Source organism: Salinimonas sediminis, assembly GCF_003429285.1.
Classification (GTDB): Bacteria; Pseudomonadota; Gammaproteobacteria; order Enterobacterales; family Alteromonadaceae; genus Alteromonas; species Alteromonas indica.
This window is the reverse complement of record NZ_CP031769.1, coordinates 2,370,781-2,385,770: the sequence shown is the minus strand read 5'-3', so window position 1 is coordinate 2,385,770 and position 14,990 is coordinate 2,370,781. Positions and strand designations below refer to the sequence as shown.

At 48.4% G+C, this 14,990-nt stretch carries 12 protein-coding genes; 11 read left to right on the top strand and 1 reads right to left on the bottom strand.

From position 1 onward, the window contains the following. Positions 1-50: 50 nt before the first annotated feature. The 9 genes from serC to pyrF all read left to right on the top strand — a co-directional run bounded on the left by serC (position 51) and on the right by pyrF (position 10,264). Entirely contained in the window at positions 51-1,136 is a 1,086-nt protein-coding gene (gene serC / locus D0Y50_RS10730) for a 3-phosphoserine/phosphohydroxythreonine transaminase (protein ID WP_117316944.1), read from the top strand. Between the two features lie 5 nt (positions 1,137-1,141). Then, a complete protein-coding gene (gene aroA, locus D0Y50_RS10725) occupies positions 1,142-2,422 on the top strand; it encodes a 3-phosphoshikimate 1-carboxyvinyltransferase (RefSeq protein WP_117318726.1) in 1,281 nt (426 codons plus the stop codon). 136 nt (positions 2,423-2,558) lie between these two features. Beyond that, positions 2,559-3,242 carry a (d)CMP kinase gene (gene cmk, locus D0Y50_RS10720; RefSeq protein WP_117316943.1) on the top strand — a complete coding sequence of 228 codons (684 nt, stop codon included), beginning with the start codon at positions 2,559-2,561 and terminating at the stop codon, positions 3,240-3,242. A 110-nt stretch (positions 3,243-3,352) separates the two neighbouring features. Then, on the top strand, positions 3,353-5,023 hold the full coding sequence (gene rpsA, locus D0Y50_RS10715) for a 30S ribosomal protein S1 (protein WP_108568991.1): 1,671 nt from the start codon (positions 3,353-3,355) through the stop codon (positions 5,021-5,023). An 86-nt stretch (positions 5,024-5,109) separates the two neighbouring features. Continuing rightward, positions 5,110-5,397 (top strand): integration host factor subunit beta, encoded by a 288-nt coding sequence (ihfB, locus tag D0Y50_RS10710; protein ID WP_108568957.1) that lies wholly within the window; start codon positions 5,110-5,112, stop codon positions 5,395-5,397. Between the two features lie 270 nt (positions 5,398-5,667). Then, the gene (locus D0Y50_RS10705) at positions 5,668-8,007 is read left to right on the top strand and encodes a PilZ domain-containing protein (protein ID WP_108568992.1); all 2,340 of its coding nucleotides are present in this window, start codon (positions 5,668-5,670) and stop codon (positions 8,005-8,007) included. A 122-nt stretch (positions 8,008-8,129) separates the two neighbouring features. Then, on the top strand, positions 8,130-8,387 hold the full coding sequence (locus D0Y50_RS10700) for a LapA family protein (protein ID WP_117316941.1): 258 nt from the start codon (positions 8,130-8,132) through the stop codon (positions 8,385-8,387). A gap of 1 nt (position 8,388) precedes the next feature. Continuing rightward, entirely contained in the window at positions 8,389-9,558 is a 1,170-nt protein-coding gene (gene lapB, locus D0Y50_RS10695; protein ID WP_117316938.1) for a lipopolysaccharide assembly protein LapB, read from the top strand. Beyond that, positions 9,548-10,264: an orotidine-5'-phosphate decarboxylase gene (pyrF, locus tag D0Y50_RS10690; RefSeq protein WP_117316937.1), complete on the top strand. Its 717-nt coding sequence runs from the start codon at positions 9,548-9,550 to the stop codon at positions 10,262-10,264. The genes lapB and pyrF overlap by 11 nt, the downstream gene beginning before the upstream one ends. 209 nt (positions 10,265-10,473) lie before the next feature. On the opposite strand, the gene ald is transcribed toward pyrF, so the two are convergent. After that, entirely contained in the window at positions 10,474-11,604 is a 1,131-nt protein-coding gene (gene ald / locus D0Y50_RS10685) for an alanine dehydrogenase (RefSeq protein WP_117316935.1), read from the bottom strand. A gap of 126 nt (positions 11,605-11,730) precedes the next feature. Between ald and lrp the strand changes: the two genes are divergently transcribed. Together lrp and D0Y50_RS19950 are read left to right on the top strand one after the other, a co-directional pair. Then, positions 11,731-12,216, top strand: a complete 486-nt coding sequence (gene lrp / locus D0Y50_RS10680) for a leucine-responsive transcriptional regulator Lrp (protein ID WP_108568962.1) — start codon at positions 11,731-11,733, stop codon at positions 12,214-12,216. A gap of 185 nt (positions 12,217-12,401) precedes the next feature. Continuing rightward, a complete protein-coding gene (locus tag D0Y50_RS19950) occupies positions 12,402-14,984 on the top strand; it encodes a DNA translocase FtsK (RefSeq protein ID WP_117316933.1) in 2,583 nt (860 codons plus the stop codon). The last annotated feature ends 6 nt before the right edge of the window (positions 14,985-14,990 follow it).

The window sequence follows — 14,990 nt, the reverse complement described above, 5'->3', positions numbered from 1 at the left end:
ACAAGCGGCTTAGATGCCGCTTGTTTTGTTTACAGGTATACAAAATTCCTATGAGTGATGTGTTTAATTTCAGCGCCGGACCGGCCAAACTGCCTGAAGCGGTAATGGCTCAGGCTCAGCAAGAGTTTGTTAACTGGCGTGAAGGTGGAACGTCCGTGATGGAAGTAAGCCATCGTGGAGCTGACTTTATCGATATTGCCGCGCAAGCAGAGCAAGACCTGCGTGATTTATTGGCCATTCCCAATGACTATAAAGTGCTGTTTATGCATGGCGGGGGCCGCGGCCAGTTTGCCGCAGTACCTTTGAACCTGTCGGCGCCCGCCGATACCTCGTTACATCTGGTATCCGGTTCCTGGTCTAAAGGCGCCGTAACTGAAGCGGAAAAATACAATCAGGCGCGGGTGATTGGTGAGGTCGGTCAACAAGACGGGCTAGCCTATATGGCACCACCGGCGGCCGAGGCTATCGATCAACAGGCTGCGTATTTGCATTTTTGTCCAAATGAAACCGTCGACGGGGTCGCCTTTGATTGGCTACCTGATAGTGGCAAAGTACCGCTGGTCGCCGATATGTCATCCACTATCTTGTCTCAGCCGTTAGATATTAGCCGCTATGGCGTACTGTACGCCGGTGCGCAAAAAAACATTGGCCCCTCCGGGTTGTCAGTGGTCATAGTACACGAGTCCTTATTAGGCAAAGCGCAAGGTATCACACCTTCTATTTTCGATTATACATTAGCCGCTGATAATGACTCGATGTATAACACGCCGCCAACCTTTTCATGGTATTTAGCTGGCTTGGTATTTAAGTGGTTAAAAGATCTTGGCGGTCTGTCTGCTATGGCGCAGCGCAATGATACCAAAGCGCGGACGCTGTACAGCGCTATCGATAATTCGGGGTTTTATCGTAACCGAATCCACCCAGCTTGCCGCTCGAAAATGAATATACCGTTTCAATTGGCTGATGCCTCTTTGGACAGCGTGTTCTTAAAAGAAGCCGAAGCGCAGGGATTAAAAGCCTTAAAAGGGCATCGTTCGGTAGGTGGTATGCGCGCCAGTATCTATAACGCCATGCCCATTGAAGGGGTAAACGCACTGGTCAGCTTTATGGCCGAATTTGAACGCAAGTACGGATGAGCAGTATGGAACAACTTACATTACAGCCGGTGACACGTATAGCCGGTGAGGTTAATGTGCCGGGGTCAAAAAGTCTGTCAAATCGCGCGCTGCTGCTAGCAGCATTGGCCGAGGGGCAGACCACCCTGACCAATTTGCTCGACAGTGATGATATTCGTCATATGCTAAGCGCATTACAGGCGTTAGGCGTAACCTATGAACTGAGTGACAATAACACTACGTGCACGGTGCAGGGCCTAGGCCAGGCCTTCACCACCAATGCCCCCATCAGTTTATTTTTAGGTAATGCCGGCACCGCGATGCGCCCTTTGTGCGCGGCGTTGGCAGCCAGTGGAGTTACGGTAGAACTTACCGGGGAGCCGCGAATGGAAGAGCGCCCTATTGGGGATTTGGTCGATAGCCTGCGCCAGGCCGGCGCCGAAATTACGTATTTAAAAAATGCCGGCTATCCGCCCCTGCGCATATGTGGGCAACAATTGGCTGGCGGGGAGCTTGAGGTCGACGGCAGCGTCTCGAGTCAGTTCTTAACGGCTTTATTGATGGCGGCGCCGCTGTTTACGCAAGATACCACCATTCAAATTAAAGGTGAGTTGGTTTCTAAGCCCTATATCGATATTACCCTGGATACCATGGCGAAATTCGGAATCACGGTAGAGAACCATAATTACGCCTCATTTACCGTCAAAGCCGGCCAGCAGTATCGTTCTCCCGGTCGGTTTCTAGTTGAGGGGGATGCATCATCGGCGTCATACTTTCTGGCCGCTGGTGCCATCAAGGGAGGTACCGTACGGGTTACCGGTATTGGTAAAAACAGTATTCAGGGGGATATTCGCTTTGCCGATGTGCTTGAAGCAATGGGCGCGCAGGTGCAATGGCATGATGAGTACATTGAAGTCACGGGAAATAAGTTACAAGGCGTGAGTATGGATATGAACCATATTCCAGATGCGGCCATGACCATCGCAACCACAGCATTGTTTGCCACAGGGCCGACCACTATCAGCAATATTTATAACTGGCGGGTAAAAGAAACCGATCGTCTGCATGCTATGGCTACTGAATTACAGAAGCTGGGTGCCCAAGTAGAAGAAGGGCGTGACTATATTACAGTTACGCCACCGGCCACCCTGCGCCATGCCGCTATAGATACCTACAATGATCACCGGATTGCGATGTGTTTTTCGCTGGTTTGCCTTAGTGCTACCCCAGTGACTATTAATGACCCGAAATGTACCGCTAAAACATTCCCTGATTATTTCCAGAGATTCGCTACACTTTGTCACTAACATGTCGTAGTCATCATGTATACTCACGCCCGCTGTGGTGTTTTGCCCTGTTCCGCAGGGCAGGCATTGCACTGGGCGGCTGAGTGCGTATAATTGCGCCCGATTTTTTAACCTTTTGTTAATAACTGGAGCAGGTATGCATCCGATTCCCGTAGTCACGGTTGACGGCCCAAGCGGGGCGGGCAAGGGGACTTTAAGTAGTCTGCTTGCTGACAAGCTGGGATGGCACTTTCTCGATAGCGGCGCGATTTATCGCGTGCTGGCAGTAGCCACGCTGCATCATGATTTACCGGTAGAGGACGAAGCATCGATTGTCCCCCTGGCTACAGGGCTTGATGTGAGTTTTGAAACCAATGGCGATACCACACGAATTATACTGGAAGGTGAAGATGTCACCGATGATATTCGTACCGAACAAGTTGGGGCGGTAGCCTCAAAAGTAGCTGCATTACCGCGAGTGCGTGAAGCATTATTACGTCGCCAGCGGGCTTTTCAACAAGAGCCAGGGTTGGTAGCTGATGGGCGGGACATGGGCACGGTAGTGTTTCCAAGTGCTTCAGTGAAGCTATTTCTGACCGCCAGCGCCGAAGCAAGAGCGCAGCGACGCTTTGAACAGTTGAAAGCGAAAGGGATGGATGTTAATATTGCGCGCCTTTTAATCGATATCAAGGCGCGGGACGATCGCGATATGCATCGTAGCGTAGCACCACTGGTACCGGCTGAAGATGCGGTAGTAATAGATTCTACGGACTTGGATATTGAGCAAGTCTTTGAAAAAGCAATGGAAGTTATCTCTTCTCGCCTTAATCTGCGTGATTGAATAGCTCTACCGGAGCAGTTGGCCGTAACAGGGAGTGACGGCATATGTTAATAACCCCACGTTAGCTGGATTGTAATGTGGATTTCAACTTCTATTTAATTAAAGACCTTATGACTGAAAATTTTGCACAACTTTTTGAAGAAAGCCTACAAGAACTTGAAACCCGTCCGGGTTCCATCGTTAAAGGTACTGTTGTTTCTATCGATAAAGATATCGTACTTGTAGATGCAGGCTTAAAATCAGAAAGTGCTATCCCAGTAGACCAATTTAAAAACGCCGAAGGCGAGTTAGAAATCGAGATTGGCGATACTGTTGATGTTGCACTTGATGCTGTAGAAGACGGATTTGGTGAGACCATTCTTTCTCGTGAAAAAGCGAAACGCCACGAAGCGTGGGTTGAGCTTGAAAAAGCGTACGAAGAGAAAGAAACCATTATCGGTGTTATCAACGGTAAAGTTAAAGGCGGTTTCACTGTTGAAGTTAACAGTGTTCGCGCGTTCCTGCCAGGCTCTCTGGTAGACGTTCGTCCGGTTCGTGATACTACTCACCTGGAAGGCAAAGAGCTTGAATTTAAAGTAATCAAGCTTGACGCTAAGCGTAACAACGTTGTTGTTTCACGCCGTGCTGTTATCGAAGCCGAAAACAGTGCAGAGCGCGAGTCGCTGCTGGCTAACCTTGAAGAAGGTCATGAAATCAAAGGTATCGTTAAGAACCTGACAGATTACGGTGCATTCGTAGATCTGGGCGGTGTTGACGGCCTGCTACATATCACTGATATGGCTTGGAAGCGTGTTAAACACCCAAGCGAAATCGTGAATGTTGGCGATGAAATCAATGTGAAAGTTCTGAAATTCGACAAAGAGAAGCAACGTGTTTCTCTTGGTATGAAGCAGATGGGCAACGATCCATGGCAGGACATTTCACAACGTTACCCAGAAGGCACTAAGATTTCTGGTCAGGTAACTAACTTGACAGACTACGGTTGCTTCGTTGAAATCGAAGACGGCGTAGAAGGTCTGGTACACGTTTCAGAAATGGATTGGACTAACAAAAACATTCACCCTTCTAAGGTTGTTAACCTGGGTGACACTGTTGAAGTTATGGTTCTTGAAATTGACGAAGAACGTCGTCGTATTTCTCTGGGTCTTAAGCAATGTATCGACAACCCTTGGGAAACATTTGCTAAGTCACACGAAAAAGGTGACAAGGTTACTGGTAAGATCAAGTCAATCACTGACTTTGGTATCTTTATCGGTCTTGACGGCGGTATCGACGGTCTGGTTCATTTATCTGACATCAGCTGGAACAAATCTGGTGAAGACGCCGTTCGTGATTATAAGAAAGGCGATGAAATCTCAGCAGTGGTTCTTCAGGTCGATCCAGAGCGTGAGCGTATCTCGCTTGGCGTGAAGCAAATCGAAGAAGACCCGTTCAACAAGTATCTGACAGACAACAAGAAAGGTGCTATCGTTGTTGGTACAGTTACTGCTGTTGACGCCAAAGGCGTAACCGTTAATCTGGCTGAAGAAGTAGATGGCTACATCCGCGTTGCAGACCTTGCACGTGACCGTGTAGAAGACGCTTCAGAAGTGGTTAATGTTGGTGAATCTATCGAAGCGAAATTCATGGGCGTAGATCGTAAGAACCGCGCTGTTAACCTGTCTGTTAAAGCAAAAGACCAGGCTGACGAGAAAGACGCTATGGAAAAAGTTAACCAGCAAGATGAAGGCGGCTTCGGCAGCGCAATGGCAGAAGCATTTAAAGCCGCTAAAGGCGAATAATGCTTCAAAGTGCGCCAGATTGTATAATCTGGCGTATACTTGATTTGCAGTAGCTGTTTGGACTTTATTTTGACAAAGAGGTTTACATGACCAAGTCGGAACTAATTGAGCGGCTCGCAGATCAGTATCGTCACCTTCCTGCGAAAGACCTAGAGTTGGCGATTAAAGAACTGCTCGAGCAAATGGCGCAAACCCTGCAAAAGGGCGAGCGTATTGAAATTCGCGGATTTGGCAGCTTTTCTCTCCATTACCGGGCGCCAAGAACGGGACGTAATCCTAAAACCGGCGAAACCGTCGAGTTAGAAGGCAAGTATGTTCCGCACTTCAAGCCGGGTAAGGAATTGCGGGAGCGGGTTGACGCTTCCATTGCATAGAAGTTAGCATTCACCATTGAGTGTCGCACTTTCATAAAACCGCAGTTTTTACTGCGGTTTTTTATTGCCTTTCGTTCTGGAAAACCCGCTTCTGTCACTAATTAACTAACGTTTTTCGAGCGCCTACCGATAACCTACCTAGTACAAAAAAAGTTTGCTGGGCTGAAAATTTAATGATTCTTTGGCTCTAATGCAACGGTCATAGGTTGACCAGCAAATTCATAAAGTTATATATTAACGGTCGCTAAGACTAGAATAATAAGTATGCCCATGGCCGGCGACGAAAAAAAAATACTAAAACAATATCATGCGCTTATTCGCGCCCTTATCCCTTATGAACAGGACAATCGCCTGTTAGAGGGGCTGAACCGTTTTTCCAGCCGTATTCCGAGTAATGTACGCAAAACGATTCGTGATGAGGTTATTCGCCTGACATCGTTAACCGACGCCCCTGCAGACAATTCAGCTTTTGCCCAGTTTCCCGTATTTAAATTCAAACATTTCGGTATTGATATGCGCCTGGATAAAGTGGGCGCGAATATCTTAAAAACGGAATCTTCGCTATATCAGCAGCGCTATACAGTAGGCGTATTTGAGTCGCTAACAAATTCCGACTTTTACCAGGCACAAATAAAAAAAGAACAATACAAAAAGATAGTTGATGCCTTTACTGTAGAGACACAGTCACAAAACGATATTCAATTCGGTGATGACATTGCCATCGCACCTAATTTTGCGGTGGCCTGCGGGGAGTTTGATAAAGGCCGCCACTGTACCGTACCAGCCCTGAGCCTGACGGCTATGGTTGCCGAAACCAAACGGCCACCTAAAGCCGAGGTTGGCCAACGCTACGAATTTGCGCTGCCCGAGATATTTCCACAGGGTAAAGAGACAGCCATTGGCTATCGTCTTGATAAACTCACTTTTAATAAAGACACCGAGAAATACGAAAGCCATTTTACCCTAGACAAGGATGTCGATGATAAAACCCGAACACTGCTAAAACGCTATATTGAAAATAACGCATACCAGCAGCCGCTTAAACGAGAGTTAGAAGTGGAGCGCGCAATGCAGGATCTGGAGCGTGACCGTTTTGTGGTTAATAGCCCCTGGGTTGCAATACAAATTAACCAACATAATGGCCGGCTTCAGCCTACCTCTGCGTTATTTACAAAAACCAATCGCTATCATAATAAAGGATTTACTGCACTTAACGCATTTTCCGGTAAACGTAATTTTTCGGCCCTGACTGACGAGCTAGCGATCTTTAATGAAGCCTTTTTGTTTACCGGAACCATTAAAACCCGTCGCGGTGAGGTAAATATTGTCGCCACCCATCGGCAGTTGCTTTCGTCTAACCTGTTTATCCCCGTACTGTATTTACTCACCAAAACGGGCAAATTCCAGTGTTTTCATTGTCGGCTGGCACCCGCACCGGAGGCGGCTAAACGCATCGCCTATGCTACCCACGATATCGCTTCAAGTCAGCACGGCGAATTCAATAGTTGTGCACATTTACTGTTTTTTACCGATATCAGTAGCCGCATTGGGCCCTTAGGCTTGACGGAAGCTTGCCAAATGGGGCCGGTCCATCAGGATCTTCAGGCCGATCCTGATAGTTGGGATATACAGGTGGTCATGGATGACGACCTCGACCGGCGACAGGAAACCCGTTACGAGGTAGATAAGCCAGCGACAGTTAAAGTAAGTTTGTTGTCATCATTGCAGGCTACGGTATTAGATATTTCAGCTCGCGGGCTACGTTTACGCATGGCTGAACCAAGTAAAGGCCCCATGCAGGGGGCGTTAAAAGTTACCGTACCAGAACTACGTATAAAAAATGAAAAATACCATGTTATTCACTACTGTAATAAACGTCATATAGTTCGGTTGCGCATTGCGGATAAACCCCCACAGGCATTTTTGGCTTTGGTAGAGGAAAACCCTACTTATTTTCGCCCGCGAGATGCCGCTAAGATGGCCCGTAACCGGCATCGGTTTATGTGGGAGCTTTCTGTTCGCGAGCATCCCTGTGCTTCTATCTTATGTGTGACCAGCCGCTTTCTACTTGACCGTATAAAAACGTTGTATATGAGTGATAGCTCCCAGGATTTGTACCCCTTCATGCAGGAAAATAATATTGCTCCTTTGCATGGCTTTTTCGCTGATCAGGGTGAAGATAAGCCGAAGTCCACTTTATTACTTGCGCTATTGAAAGGCCAGATAAGTCAGACGGCGGTGGTTCATTGTGCTCGTAAAGCCGATAATAAGCTGGTGTATGTAGCGCAGGACGATTATTTGTATAAGCCTATACGCCAGCAAATTTGCCGACACTTAGCGGAAGAAAAAGTCGAATTATGTGTGACCCGGGTACAGGTGCACCGTTGTACCGAAACGGCATCACCGCTTACAAAAAAACGCCTGGCGCTATTGTCAAAAGTCGACAAATCTTTGTATGAGCGTTTGCTTAATTTACAGTCTGCGTATACGCATGTAATTTACCTGACGAATGAGTCAGCCCTGCACAGTGCTATTGTGGCAGCAAGACTGCGTCCAATACCCGAGCAAAATAAAACCACTAACGCCAGTCAACAGGCAAACCAAACTTAGCGATAAAACGCCAGACAGTCATAATGGTGATACTAATTGGTACGTTTTTAGTAACAAGTGATATCAACCCCCGCTGCAATTTGCTATGCTCAATAGCAGTTTAGGTAACCAAGGGTCACGCGTTGAAAGGAATTTTTTCACTTATAATTATTGTCGTTTTGTTGGTATTGGCATTTGCCGTAGGCTCACAAAATGAAGCGGTAATCACGGTTAATTATCTGATTGCCCAGGCTGAACTGCGTGTTTCTACACTTATCGCAATCGCCGTGACAATAGGTGTTATTATTGGCTTTCTAATGATGCTGACCAGTTGGCTTGCTTTACGCATACAGCTAACCACTACTCGCAGCCGTCTGAAGAAAGCATTAAAAGACCACTAACATGTTAGAACTGCTGTTCCTCCTTTTACCTGTTGCTGCTGGTTATGGCTGGATTATGGGCCGTAACAGCGTACGTCAGGCGCAGCGCGAACAGTCTAGTATTCTTTCAAAACATTATTTTCGCGGTCTGAACTTCCTGTTATCCGATCAGCCGGATAAAGCTGTCGATACACTGATAAAAATGATTAACCTAAATAGCGATACAGTGGAAACGCATATTGCTATGGGCAATTTTTTTCGCCATCGGGGCGAGATTGATCGGGCTATTCGGGTGCATCAAAACTTAGTTTCCAAGGAAGAGATTCAGGCCTCACAGCGCGAAAATGCGCTCAAGGAGCTGGGGCTGGATTATGTTCAGGCCGGTTTTTTGGAGCGGGCTGAAAATGCCTTTCTGCAACTGCTTAATAGCGATAAGCATTATGTTATAGCCCAGCAGCAGCTTTTCAATATTTATCAAACTACCAAAGAATGGCACCGGGCTATTGAACTGGCCGAACGTATGGTCGACTGTCATGGTGACAACGACGATGTAAGCGAACGACTTGCTCATTTTTACTGTGAACAGGCATTGGTAGAACAGCGCAGTGAACATCACAAAACCGCCTTAGATTTACTTCAAAAAGCCGTGAACGCTGATGAGCGGGCTGTTAGGCCATGGTTGCTATTAGGCGATATCGCTATGCAACAATTACGCTATAACGATGCGATAGAGTATTTTTTGCAAGTGGCAGAACGGGATATTAGCTGGTTTAGCGAAGCGGTTCCCAAGCTTGAAATTATCGCTAAGGAAACCGGCGAATGGGCCCGATTTGCTCAAGAATTGGAGTCGCACTGGCAAGAATGCGCCACGTCTTATCTGGCCATGGTTGATGTGTTGTTGCGTAAAGGGGATACCGGTCCCGCTGCCGATTATTTATTAGATCAATTACGCAAGCGGCCCACCATGAAGGGCTTTAAAACCCTGATGGGTCTATACATTGACCAGATAGAGGATAAAGCATCTACCGACAGTTTGAAATTGCTTAAAGAACTGGTGGAAAACCAAATTGCACTGCGGCCCAAATACCGTTGTGTAAGATGCGGATTTTCAGGTCGAAAACTTTACTGGCTATGCCCGTCGTGTAAACGATGGAATGTGGTAAAACCAATTAAAGGGTTAGATGGAGAATAATGTGAACCAAGACGATCCAAAAGTCATTATCGCTCTGGATTTTGACAATATGGCCGCCGCCCTGGAGTTTATCGATAAATTACATCCAAGCCAGTGCCGGCTAAAAGTGGGTAAAGAAATGTTCACTTTGTTCGGGCCTGAGTTTGTGAAAGCATTAGTGGCACGCAAATTTGATGTGTTTTTGGACCTGAAGTTTCACGATATCCCTAATACGGTGGCCAAAGCGTGTAAAGCGGCAGCCGAACTAGGGGTTTGGATGGTGAATGTGCATGCCAGCGGAGGCAAGCCAATGATGGAGGCCGCTAAAGCCGCGATACAGCAGAGTCAGCATCCTCAGACCCGGTTAATTGCGGTAACAGTATTAACCAGCATGGACCAAGCCCAACTTAGTGATGTAGTTGATAATATCACCCCGGAGCAGCAAGTGGAAAAGCTCGCCAGGCTTACCCTGGACGCGGGTCTTGACGGGGTTGTGTGTTCGGCCCGTGAAGCGCAACTATTAAGGGGCTTTACGGATGACAACTTTTTGTTAGTGACTCCCGGTATTCGCCCCGTAGGCAGTGATGTGGGCGATCAGAAACGAGTAATGACACCTGAACAAGCAATGGCTGCAGGAGTAAGTTATCTGGTAATTGGTCGTCCCATTACCCAAGCGGCGGACCCGGTCAGGGTGCTTGACGAGGTGAATCGAACCCTGGTTAGCTAAGCCTGGCATGAGTATCTATCGCCCGGCGTAACTGAGTCCCATGCGGGGCCCTGATAACGTTAGAAAAAAAAGCCCGCTGCATAGCGGGCTTTTTTCTATCTGAGCGTATTAAACCTCGATATTATTATCGTAGGCTCACGGGCTGGCATCGCCACGGCGATACCCTGTCTAATACTGAAGGCTGCCTACATAGGGCAGCCGTGCTCAAATTATGCTTTTAATGCTTCTTGCGCCGGCACATAGGTTAGCCCAAGTTGCTCGCCTAACGCATCGACAACGGCTTTATAGGTGACTTTCCCCTGGTGAGTATTCAGTCCCGCGCGCAAATTCTCATCGTCCAGCATTGCCTGAACCGGCCCTTTATTGGCCAGTGCCAATCCGAAGGGCAGGGTTGCATTATTAAGCGCCATGGTAGAGGTACGCGCCACGCCACCGGGCATATTAGCCACACAGTAGTGCACTACATCATCCACCACATATACCGGATCCTGATGGGTGGTGGCTTTCGATGTCTCAAAACAACCGCCTTGGTCAATCGCAACATCAACCAGTACTGAGCCAGGCTTCATTGCTTTGATTTGTTCGCGGTTAAGCAATTTGGGCGCTGCCGCGCCGGGGATAAGTACGGCACCTACTACTAAATCGGCGTGCGAAGAATAATGCTCAATCGCATCCACCGTGGAAAATACCGTTTTAACCCGGCCATCAAATATATCATCCAACTGACGTAAGCGTGGTAGGGAACGATCTAAAATCGTAACATCCGCACCTAAACCTAATGCCATTTTGGCTGCGTTAGTGCCCACGACACCGCCGCCGATAACCAGCACTTTACCGGGTGCTACACCCGGCACTCCGCCCAATAGCGTACCAGACCCGCCGTGCGCCTTCTCCAGATAATGCGCACCAGCCTGAACTGACATGCGGCCAGCTACTTCACTCATGGGCGCTAACAGGGGTAAACCGCCACGGCCGTCAGTCACTGTCTCGTAAGCAATGCACGTTGCGCCAGATTCAACCAGCAGACGAGTTTGTTCAGGATCGGGGGCCAGATGCAGATAAGTATAGAGCGTTTGACCTTTGCGTAACATTTTACACTCATTGGTCTGAGGTTCTTTGACCTTCACAATCATTTCAGCTTCGGCAAAAATTTGCTCAGGTGTATCGGCGATAGTAGCGCCCGCAGCCAGGTACATCTCGTCAGTAAACCCAATAGCGTCGCCCGCCAGAGTCTGTACCAGCACATTATGGCCGTGGGTTACAAACTCTTTTACCGCTGCAGGAGTCAATCCAACCCGGTACTCATGGTTTTTAATTTCCTTCGGTACACCTATTAGCATAACCACCCTTATATATGATTGATAAAATAGACGGGCAGTATACGGGGAAATTTAGCGAACTATGTGCTGAAAAGTGACCGTGACCCGTGTAATATTCTACCTAAACAATAAAAAGCAGTATTTTATATGCTAGTAAAAACCCCGAAAAACCTGGATAGACTGGACCGTAATATCCTTACCGTCCTGCAGCGAGATGGCCGAATATCGAATGTCGAACTGGCCAAAGAGGTCGGGCTGAGTGCTAGTCCTTGTCTCGAAAGGGTACGCAGACTAGAGGCTCAGGGCTATATTACCGGTTATCACGCTACGGTAGATCCGACCAAACTTGGCGCGGCGATGTTAGTGTTTGTAGAAATAACGCTAACCAAAACCTCGGTCGATATCTTCGCCGAATTTTCTGCTGCTGTGCAACAGCATGAAGACATCCAGGAATGTCATTTAGTATCGGGCGATTTTGATTTTTTACTAAAAACCCGGGTGGCAGATATGTCGAGTTATCGTAAATTGTTGGGCGACACACTATTGCGCCTGCCGGGGGTAAGCGAGTCTCGAACGTACGTGGTGATGGAAGAGGTAAAAAGTACCACACGGTTACGGATTAATCTGAAATAGACTAATCTGTGTTTTTGTACAGTTTTATAATAGGTGTAAAGTTTAACTTTGTGTTAGTCTTTGCAAAAATTAAATTACGACCGTAGCCAGTCCCTGATGCGCTGTGCGTGCATTGTGGGGTCATGGATGCTGATGTTTTAAATGTGCGTAGCTGCACTTAAACGGTTAATAAGATATTGAGGGTTATGGCGCGACTTTCCGGAATTCAGCGGTTGCTGGAAGCAGGTATGATCATTGCCTGCGTATTTGCATTTTATTTATTATTGGCATTGGCTTCTTTTCACCCAGGCGACCCTGGCTGGAGCCAGGCCGGCTTGCAGCTTGATATCCACAACTGGGTGGGGGCCACGGGCGCATGGGTGGCGGACCTGTTGTTATTCTGTTTTGGTTACCTGGCCTATCTACTGCCTTTTTGCAGCGCCTTCCTTGGTTGGTTCCTGTTTCAGCATATTAAAGATATCGAAGAGTTCGATTACCTGACGATTGGCTTGCGCATAGTCGGCGGGTTGCTGATTAGTCTGGGAACCAGCGGCATTGCCAGTGTGAACTTCAATGATTTGTTTAATTTTTCCGCTGGCGGCTTTGTTGGTGATGTAATCAGTTCAGCCTTAATTCCCTACTTTAACGTGCCGGGCACGATATTGCTGTTGCTGTGTTTTTTCTGTACCGGTTTTACTTTGATGACTGGCATCAGCTGGCTGACCATTATTGATGGTACCGGACATGTTGTGTTGTGGTCAGGCCGAAAAGTGGTGGAGGGCCCCAGCCAGTTGCTGGATTTGCAAATGCCCAAACTGGCGCTGCCTTCACTGGGTAAAAAGCGCACTGCTAGCAGCACCGACGAGCTGGATATTACCAGTATGCGGGCAGAGCCCCCGCCTGCGGCTCCAGCTACTGACACCCGGAAACCGGCTACCGGTGGAAAATATACCGCCCCGGCAGCAGCCAAACCCCGAGAGGAGCCCACCTTTGGCATTCCGGACGAGGTTTTTGAATACGACGATACCCCGCCATTTATAGCCGATGATACGCCTGCGCCTACGGCCAGGCCACCAGCGCAGCCGAGTGAAGCATCGGCATATAGCGAGCCAGACGTGGATAGCGCACCCGGCGCTGCGGCGCCTGAAAAACCCCGGTTTTCGATGTCGGCGATAAAAGACAAAGTGAAAGCAGCAGGGCAGGGGGCAAAGGCCAGTCATGCTGCGCCGCCAGCAGAGTCACCTGCGACTAGTTCACAAGATGATATCGACCCCGCGCAAGAGGCCACAGGTTTAACGCCCATGCCGTCCTTTGACTTACTTGAACGGCCCGACAAACACGAAAACCCAATCACGCAGGAAGAGCTTGATGCCGTGTCCCGGCTAGTAGAAGAAAAGCTAGCTGATTTTAATATTGAAGCAACTGTGGTGGGTGTCTACCCAGGCCCGGTCATTACACGTTTTGAGCTAGACCTCGCGCCAGGGGTCAAAGTCAGTAAAATAACCGGCTTATCGAAAGATCTGGCACGCGCTATGTCGGCTATTTCGGTGCGGGTGGTAGAGGTCATTCCGGGTAAATCGGTTATCGGCCTGGAGCTACCGAATAAAAACCGTGAAATGGTTCGCCTGAGTGAAGTGATTAGCTGTGAAACATTCCAAAGTAATCCGTCTGACTTAACGATGGTATTGGGCTCGGATATCAGCGGCAAACCAGTGGTGGTCGATCTGGCGAAAATGCCCCATGTACTAGTTGCGGGAACTACCGGCTCCGGTAAGTCGGTAGGTGTTAACGTAATGATTTTAAGCTTGTTGTATAAATCAACGCCGGAAGATGTACGGCTTATTATGATCGATCCCAAAATGCTCGAATTGTCAGTGTATGAAGGGATCCCGCATTTGCTGGCGGAAGTCGTCACCGATATGAAAGAGGCCGCTAACGCCTTACGCTGGTGCGTGGGCGAGATGGAACGGCGCTACAAACTTATGTCGGCACTCGGTGTGCGTAATCTTAAAGGATATAACGCCAAGGTAGCAAAGGCGAAAGCAGAAGGTGAGCCGCTGAAAGACCCATTATGGCGGTTTGAAGAGAGTATGGAAACAGTGGCGCCTGAGCTTGAAAAATTGCCAGCCATCGTGGTGGTGGTGGATGAGTTTGCCGACATGATGATGATTGTGGGTAAGAAAGTGGAAGAGCTTATCGCGCGGATTGCCCAGAAAGCGCGGGCCGCAGGGATCCACTTAGTATTGGCTACCCAACGCCCCTCGGTGGATGTTATCACCGGCTTGATTAAGGCTAATATTCCCACCCGGATTGCATTTCAGGTATCCAGTAAAATTGACTCGCGTACTATTCTCGACCAACAAGGCGCTGAAGCCCTACTGGGAATGGGGGATATGCTGTATTTACCTCCGGGCAGCCCAGTACCAACCCGGGTACACGGAGCTTTTGTCGACGACCACGAGGTACATGCGGTGGTCGCTGACTGGCAGAAACGGGGCGCACCGCAGTATATTGATGAGATTTTAAATGGTGAAGCGAATGCTGAGGTATTGCTGCCTGGGGAACAACCTGACGGCGGCGACCAGGAACTGGATGAGTTTTACGACGAAGCGGTAGCTTTTGTAACTGAAAGCCGCAGAGCCAGCGTTTCTGGTGTGCAACGCAAATTCAGAATTGGTTACAATCGCGCTGCCCGGCTGGTCGAACAAATGGAGAACAGTGGTGTCGTAAGTGCACCGGGGCACAATGGTAATCGTGAAGTAGTGGCGCCGCCTCCGCCCAAGGAATAAGAAGAC